7 protein-coding genes are annotated in these 5,658 nt (G+C 65.9%); 4 read left to right on the forward strand and 3 right to left on the reverse strand.

Translation table 11 applies throughout. The features are described 5' to 3' along the window. From AC1D00_RS23955 to AC1D00_RS23970, 4 genes are all read left to right on the forward strand, one after another. Positions 1 to 164: esterase-like activity of phytase family protein (locus AC1D00_RS23955; protein ID WP_477012355.1), on the forward strand; the 164-nt coding region annotated here is incomplete at its 5' end. A gap of 31 nt (positions 165 to 195) precedes the next feature. After that, a complete protein-coding gene (locus AC1D00_RS23960; RefSeq protein ID WP_477012350.1) occupies positions 196 to 894 on the forward strand; it encodes a hypothetical protein in 699 nt (232 codons plus the stop codon). A gap of 213 nt (positions 895 to 1,107) precedes the next feature. Continuing rightward, positions 1,108 to 2,220: an NADH:flavin oxidoreductase/NADH oxidase gene (locus tag AC1D00_RS23965; protein ID WP_477012351.1), complete on the forward strand. Its 1,113-nt coding sequence runs from the start codon at positions 1,108 to 1,110 to the stop codon at positions 2,218 to 2,220. A gap of 149 nt (positions 2,221 to 2,369) precedes the next feature. After that, entirely contained in the window at positions 2,370 to 2,777 is a 408-nt protein-coding gene (locus AC1D00_RS23970) for a hypothetical protein (protein ID WP_477012352.1), read from the forward strand. A 252-nt stretch (positions 2,778 to 3,029) separates the two neighbouring features. Here the strand turns inward: AC1D00_RS23970 and AC1D00_RS23975 are convergent, their stop codons facing one another. From AC1D00_RS23975 to AC1D00_RS23985, 3 genes are all read right to left on the reverse strand, one after another. After that, positions 3,030 to 3,275 carry a PilZ domain-containing protein gene (locus AC1D00_RS23975; protein ID WP_027545230.1) on the reverse strand — a complete coding sequence of 82 codons (246 nt, stop codon included), beginning with the start codon at positions 3,273 to 3,275 and terminating at the stop codon, positions 3,030 to 3,032. A gap of 338 nt (positions 3,276 to 3,613) precedes the next feature. Beyond that, on the reverse strand, positions 3,614 to 4,945 hold the full coding sequence (locus AC1D00_RS23980; RefSeq protein WP_477012353.1) for a DUF2235 domain-containing protein: 1,332 nt from the start codon (positions 4,943 to 4,945) through the stop codon (positions 3,614 to 3,616). 342 nt (positions 4,946 to 5,287) lie between these two features. Further along, a partial coding sequence (locus AC1D00_RS23985) for a hypothetical protein (protein ID WP_477012354.1) occupies positions 5,288 to 5,658 on the reverse strand: 371 nt, incomplete at its 5' end.

Below are 5,658 nucleotides of genomic sequence, written 5' to 3' on the forward strand. Positions count from 1 at the left end.
GCCCTGCGTTGTTCAGGGCCGATCTCGGCCAGGAGATCGACAACATGGAAGGCATCGACGCCCACGTCACGCCCGCGGGCGAGACCGTGCTGACGCTGGTCTCGGACGACAATTTTTCAATGCTCCAGCGTACGCTGCTGCTCCAGTTCACGCTGGTGGAGTGAACGTTCGCCGCCCGTATCGCGACACACCCTCATGCCCTTCCGCCGCGCCATCCTCGCCCTTGCTCTCACGCTCGCCGCGCTGTCGCCGGCCTTTGCGACGGCCGAGCACCGGTATGGAAAGAACGAATACGCCATCATCCAGGGCGGCCGCGCGCCGAATGGGAAGCTGTCCGTCGCAGCCCATGGCGGCGGCGAGACCGGTGGCGAGGGTTTTCGCATCTACCTGATGGCGGAGCCGGGCCATCGCCGGCTGATGACGCTCGACAACGTCAACGACGACAACATCCTCGACACCGCGCCGGATGCGTTCCACGCCGCCTGGTCGGCCGATTCGCGCACCGTCGCCGTCTCCTTCCGCAGCGAGCGCCATATCGTCACGCTGAACCTCTACGCCATCGACGGCCGCCGCGTGCGCCTCATCGATGCGCCGGACCTGTTCCGCGACGTGACCGGCCGCAGCGTCGATATCAAGACCGACGGCGATATGCGCACATCGGTCCCCGCGCTGACCTGGCAGGCACCGCGGCGCTTTCATCTCACCGACTACCGCGTGTTCGTGCTCGACGACGCCGCGCTCGCAGACAAGCTCGGGCCGCTCGGCAAGGCGACAGCGATGAAGGACGGCCGCACCACCATCCAGTTTTCCGCCGAGGCCGACGGCGAGCTGCTGCCCGACGGCCGCATCCGCATGGGCAAGCCCAGGGCGGGCCAGTTCGAGGAGCTGGAGTAGGGGCCCCAAATTCGATCGTCATCCCAGGCTCACGCTTCGCGTGCCCCGGGATGACAGCGGAGGTTTTGGCGACAGCCAAGGGGCCTCTTGTGATCATATGACGCGCGCAATGCATGGCCTCGCTGGCGGGCATGCTTGTCGCGCCGCTGGAAATCCGCGGATCCCTCACTACACTCCCCTTAATCTCCCCTCTCATCCCCCGGAACTCCCCGCATGAGCGCCCTGTTTTCCCCGATCAAGCTGCGCGGCCTGACGTTGAAGAACCGCGTCGTGGTGTCGCCGATGTGCCAGTATTCGGCCGAGGACGGCGTTCCCACCGACTGGCACTTCACCCACATCAACAATCTTTCGCTGTCGGGCGCTGCGATGTTCTGCATCGAGGCGACCCATGTCGAGGCGATCGGCCGCATTACGCCGGGCTGCCTCGGGCTCTACAGCGATGCCGCCGAAGCCGCGCTGAAGCAGATCCTCGCCTCCGTGCGCAAGCATTCCTCCACCGCGGTCGCGATGCAGCTCGCCCATGCCGGCCGCAAGGCCTCCAGCGCGCGGCCCTGGGACGGCGGCCAGCTGATCCCGGTCAGTGAAGGCGGCTGGCAGACGGTGGCGCCAAGCGCGCTGCCGCACAAGGAGGGCGAGGCCGCGCCGCTGGCGCTGGATGCCGCGGGCTTGATGCGCATCCGCGAGGCCTTCGTCGAGGCCGCGAAACGCGCCGAGCGCATCGGCATCGACGCCATCGAGCTGCACGGCGCGCACGGCTATCTGATGCATCAGTTCCTGTCGCCGATCTCGAACCGGCGCACCGACGAGTATGGCGGCAGCTTGCAGAACCGCATGCGCTTCCCGCTCGAGGTCTACGACGCGGTACGCGCCGCGTTCCCGCACGACAAGCCGATCGGCATGCGGGTGTCGTCGACCGACTGGGTCGAGGGCGGCTGGGATCTGGCGCAGACCCTCGAATTCGCGAGCGTGCTGAAGGCGCGCGGCATCGACTGGATCGATGCGTCCTCCGGCGGCGTCTCGCCGCTGCAGAAGATCCCGCTCGGCCCCGGCTATCAGGTGCAGTTCGCAGACGCCATCCGCCGCGAGACGGGACTGCCCACCATCGCCGTCGGCATGATCTCCGACGCGAAGCATGCCGAGGAGATCGTCGCCTCCGGCAAGGCCGACATGATCGCGCTCGGCCGCGGCATGCTCTACGACCCGCGCTGGGGCTGGCACGCCGCCGCCGAGCTCGGCGGCGAGGTCGAAGCCCCGCCGCAATACTGGCGCTCGCAGCCGTCGACGCAGAAAGCGCTGTTCGGCAAGACGACGTTCGGGGCGAGGTGAGGGGACGGCGGCATAACCATAGGGAGTAACTCCATAGGTTAGTTGCGAGATCGCAGCCGCCCCTCACGCATCCGTAACCTCCCTCAGCTTCCACCCCCTGCAAAACTGGCCTAACCTTCGCAACGTTCAACGCCTCACGGAGGCCCGCCATGCGTTTTCGCGTTCGCAACGCTGCTCACGTGCTGGAGCGCGTGGGTCTCGCGATGGCGGGGGCCGCCTGCGGGCTGTTCGTCGGCGCCTATGTCGGATCGGCGATCGCTCCGCTCACCACGCAGGGTTTCCTGTTTTTGATGATGGGCTTGGGCGCGGTCGGTTTCTATCTCGGTATCGACACGCCGCAGCTGCCCTTCGACGAGGCGCACAGCGCCATCGACGCCGCGGAATTTTTGAGCTCCGCCGGCACGCTCTGCGCCACGCTCGCCGCGCTCGCCTCGGTCGCCGTCATCGTCCTGCGGCTCGATCCGCACATGGTCTGGACCTGGCTCGTCCTGTTCGGCTGGATCGCCGGCGTCGCGATGCAGATCGTCGCCGGCGCGAAGGCGCGGATGCGGAAGTAAGGCGTCGCTTGTTGCTCTGGAAAAGACAGCGCCGCGAAGCACACTGCGTTCCCTCCCCCCTTGCGGGGGAGGGCTAGGGAGGGGGAGCCACACGGCGTCCTCTATCGCGTTGAGCGAAACTCTGTTGCCGCGGCCTCGCATGCGACCCGCACCTTTTGCTTGGCTACCCCCCTCCCCAACCCTCCCCCGCAAGGGGGGAGGGAGCAGAGCGGAGTGCTCGGCGGGAATTATTCGGTTACGGTGACAGCTTCCCTAAAACACCACGCCGACCCGCGTGCCGCGCTTCCAGGCGATGCGGCAGCGCTTCTTGGTGTTGACGTGCAGCAGCTCGAACCGGTCGGGGATGCTCACCTGGCCGCCGAGATCGACGCAGGCGCCGCCGGGCGAATAGTCGATCAGCGTGCAGGGGATCACCGGCGCGCGCGGGTCGGTGATGATCTTGGCCTGGCGCGACACCAGTCCTGCGGGCTTCACACGGGCGAACCTTCGCGGATGCATTGGCACATCTCCTCCAATTCCGCGGATAGCGCGGGTGGTCTGTTGCAATGATCGGCGGGAGTTGATGCGATCCGGCTAAGGTGGGCGGGAGAATTTTAATGAAAAGTAGCGGCGAATGGAGAAAGCGGCGGTAGCGGGGTGCTGCGGCGCTTCAATCACCATTGTCGTCCCGGCCTAGTGCGCAATTGCGCACGGGGGGCCGGGACCCATACCGCGTGATCTTTCGGCCGTGAAAGGTGGCAGTACCGAACGACGAGYCTTCGCCAAACTGCTCCCTGKGRSTATGGGTCCCGGCCTTCGCCGGGACGACGGCAGAAGGTGTTGCGCGAGCGCAGCCCTCACACCGTCTCCGCCTCCGCCGCCACCCCCACATGCGGCGGCACCGGCATCGGCACCGTTTCGTACGTCTTCGGCAAATTCACCGGCCGGTAGTCCGGCTCCACCGCCATCCGCTTCACCACGCTCTCGTGCACATGCGCGCCTTCGGGGATGAGGCGCGGCTCGCAATCGGGGATGTAGAAGCCGAGAAACACTTTTCGCTCCGGCCACTCCCTGTACTTCGCGCTCTTCGGAAGGTACTCCAGCAGCCGCCAGGCCGCAGTCATCGAATTGTGCAATTCGCCGGACTTGCCGGTGTAGGCGGGCGGGACATACTGGAACGGCGAGTTCTTGCGCTGGACGCCCCAGGCGAGCTGGTTCACGGTGCGCGGGTTGAAGTTGAGGCCGGCCTTCGCGGCTTCCTCGATCATCCAGATGAGCGGATATTTCGACTCCCCGCTCTCGGCCTCCGGATAGCCGCCGCCGAYGTCGSAATGCACGCCSGCGAACCACACCTGCAGGATGTCCTGCGGCTCCTTCTTCTCGTCGGGCACATAGCGGTTGCGCCAATACTCCTGCGGCTCCTCGTACTCCTTGAGGCGGAACATGCAGCGCCGCTCGTCGATCGCGATCGCCTGGCGGAAGATTTTTACGCTCGGATTGCGCAGCGTGAAGGCGAGCTCCTCCAGGCTGAACACGAAGAAGAAATTGTCGCGCCGCGGCACGATCACGCTCGCCACCGTGTCCCACACCCCGATGAAGTGGATGGTCGGCCAGCGCGTGGAGGTGATGCGCGCGAACTGCGCGGCGAGGTCGAACGTGTCCTTCGGCAGCGGCCCCTGATCGTCGACAACGACATCGCTGAGGTCCTCGATGTCGTTGCCGCGCCCGGTGCCGGAATATTGCTTGTAGGCGACGAGGCCCGAGCCCGCGAGGTTCGCCTGCTCCGGCGAGATCAGCCCGATCTTGTGGATCAGCCCCGCCAGCACGCGCACGGTATAGGCGCCGCGCGAGAAGCCGAACAGATAGATCTTGTCGCCCGGCGCGTAGTGCTCGACCAGGAAGCGATAGGCGCTGAGCACGTTGTCATCGAGCCCGTAGCCGGTGGCGAGCCCCAGCACCAGGTTGACGTTGGCCTTGAAGCGGTGCCACGTCGTCGGCTCCGTCACCGTGCCGACGCCGGGATCGTAGAACACCATCTGCCGCGGCGAGGTCTTGTCGGTCTTGCGCAGGCAGCGATAGAGCTTGAGGACGTTGGAGATGTTCTCGGAGATCTCGTTGCCGGTGCCGTCGCAGCAGATGACGAGGTTCTTCGGTTCGGTATTCGGTTCGATCTTGCGCTCGTGCTCCACAGGTGGCCCCTCCCGGTAATGCTACCGGGGCGAGTATAGCAAAAAAGCGCGACGGGGAGGAGACGGTGGGGGTTCTTACCCTCCCCCTCCAGGGCGGGGCAATCGCATATGRCTTCTTGGCRGGGTCKGAGMGCGCGCCTCGTCCTTCGAGACGACCGCTCCGCGGTCTCCTCAGGATGAGGCTAAGCGGCATCTTTGCCGGTCGAAATTTGCCGCACACTCCGTCCTCATCCTGAGGGCCCGCCAAAGGCGGGCGTCTCGAAGGATGGGCCGCAGAGCRACSGMCTTAAATSCGATTGCCCTGCCCTCCAGGGGAGGGTGAGAATCCCCGCTTGCTACTTCCTACTTCTTCTTCGTCGGTCCGAAGTCAGGCTGCCACACCGCGTCCTTGCGGCTCGGTGCTGCTGCGATCACCTTGGTCTTGTCCTTCTTCGGCTTCTTGGTTTCGCGATTGCCGCGTTGCTGTCCCTTGGCCATGGCGTCGGTCTCCTGTGGGGGTTTGAGTTCGTCCAGTTCGTCCGATTGCAGCACGCGTCCGCGCGGCGTGCAGACGCGCACGTCCATGTAGCCCTCGCGCAGCAGCTTCCGCGCCAGCCGCAGCGCGACGGTGGCGCTGCCGCGGCCGAGATTGGAGCAGCCATATTCGTTGGTACCGCTGACCAGATAGGGCACGCGCATTGTCCTAGCCATTGAGGATGGCCGCCGCGCAGACC

The organism is Bradyrhizobium sp. P2_E8 (genome assembly GCF_056403875.1).

Bases quoted from the DNA above. Each gene is read 5' to 3' on its own strand.
- AC1D00_RS23960 (WP_477012350.1), top strand. From the start codon at position 196: ATGCCCTTCCGCCGCGCCATCCTCGCCCTTGCTCTCACGCTCGCCGCG.
- AC1D00_RS23965 (WP_477012351.1), top strand. From the start codon at position 1,108: ATGAGCGCCCTGTTTTCCCCGATCAAGCTGCGCGGCCTGACGTTGAAG.
- AC1D00_RS23970 (WP_477012352.1), top strand. From the start codon at position 2,370: ATGCGTTTTCGCGTTCGCAACGCTGCTCACGTGCTGGAGCGCGTGGGT.
- AC1D00_RS23975 (WP_027545230.1), bottom strand. From the start codon at position 3,275: ATGCATCCGCGAAGGTTCGCCCGTGTGAAGCCCGCAGGACTGGTGTCG.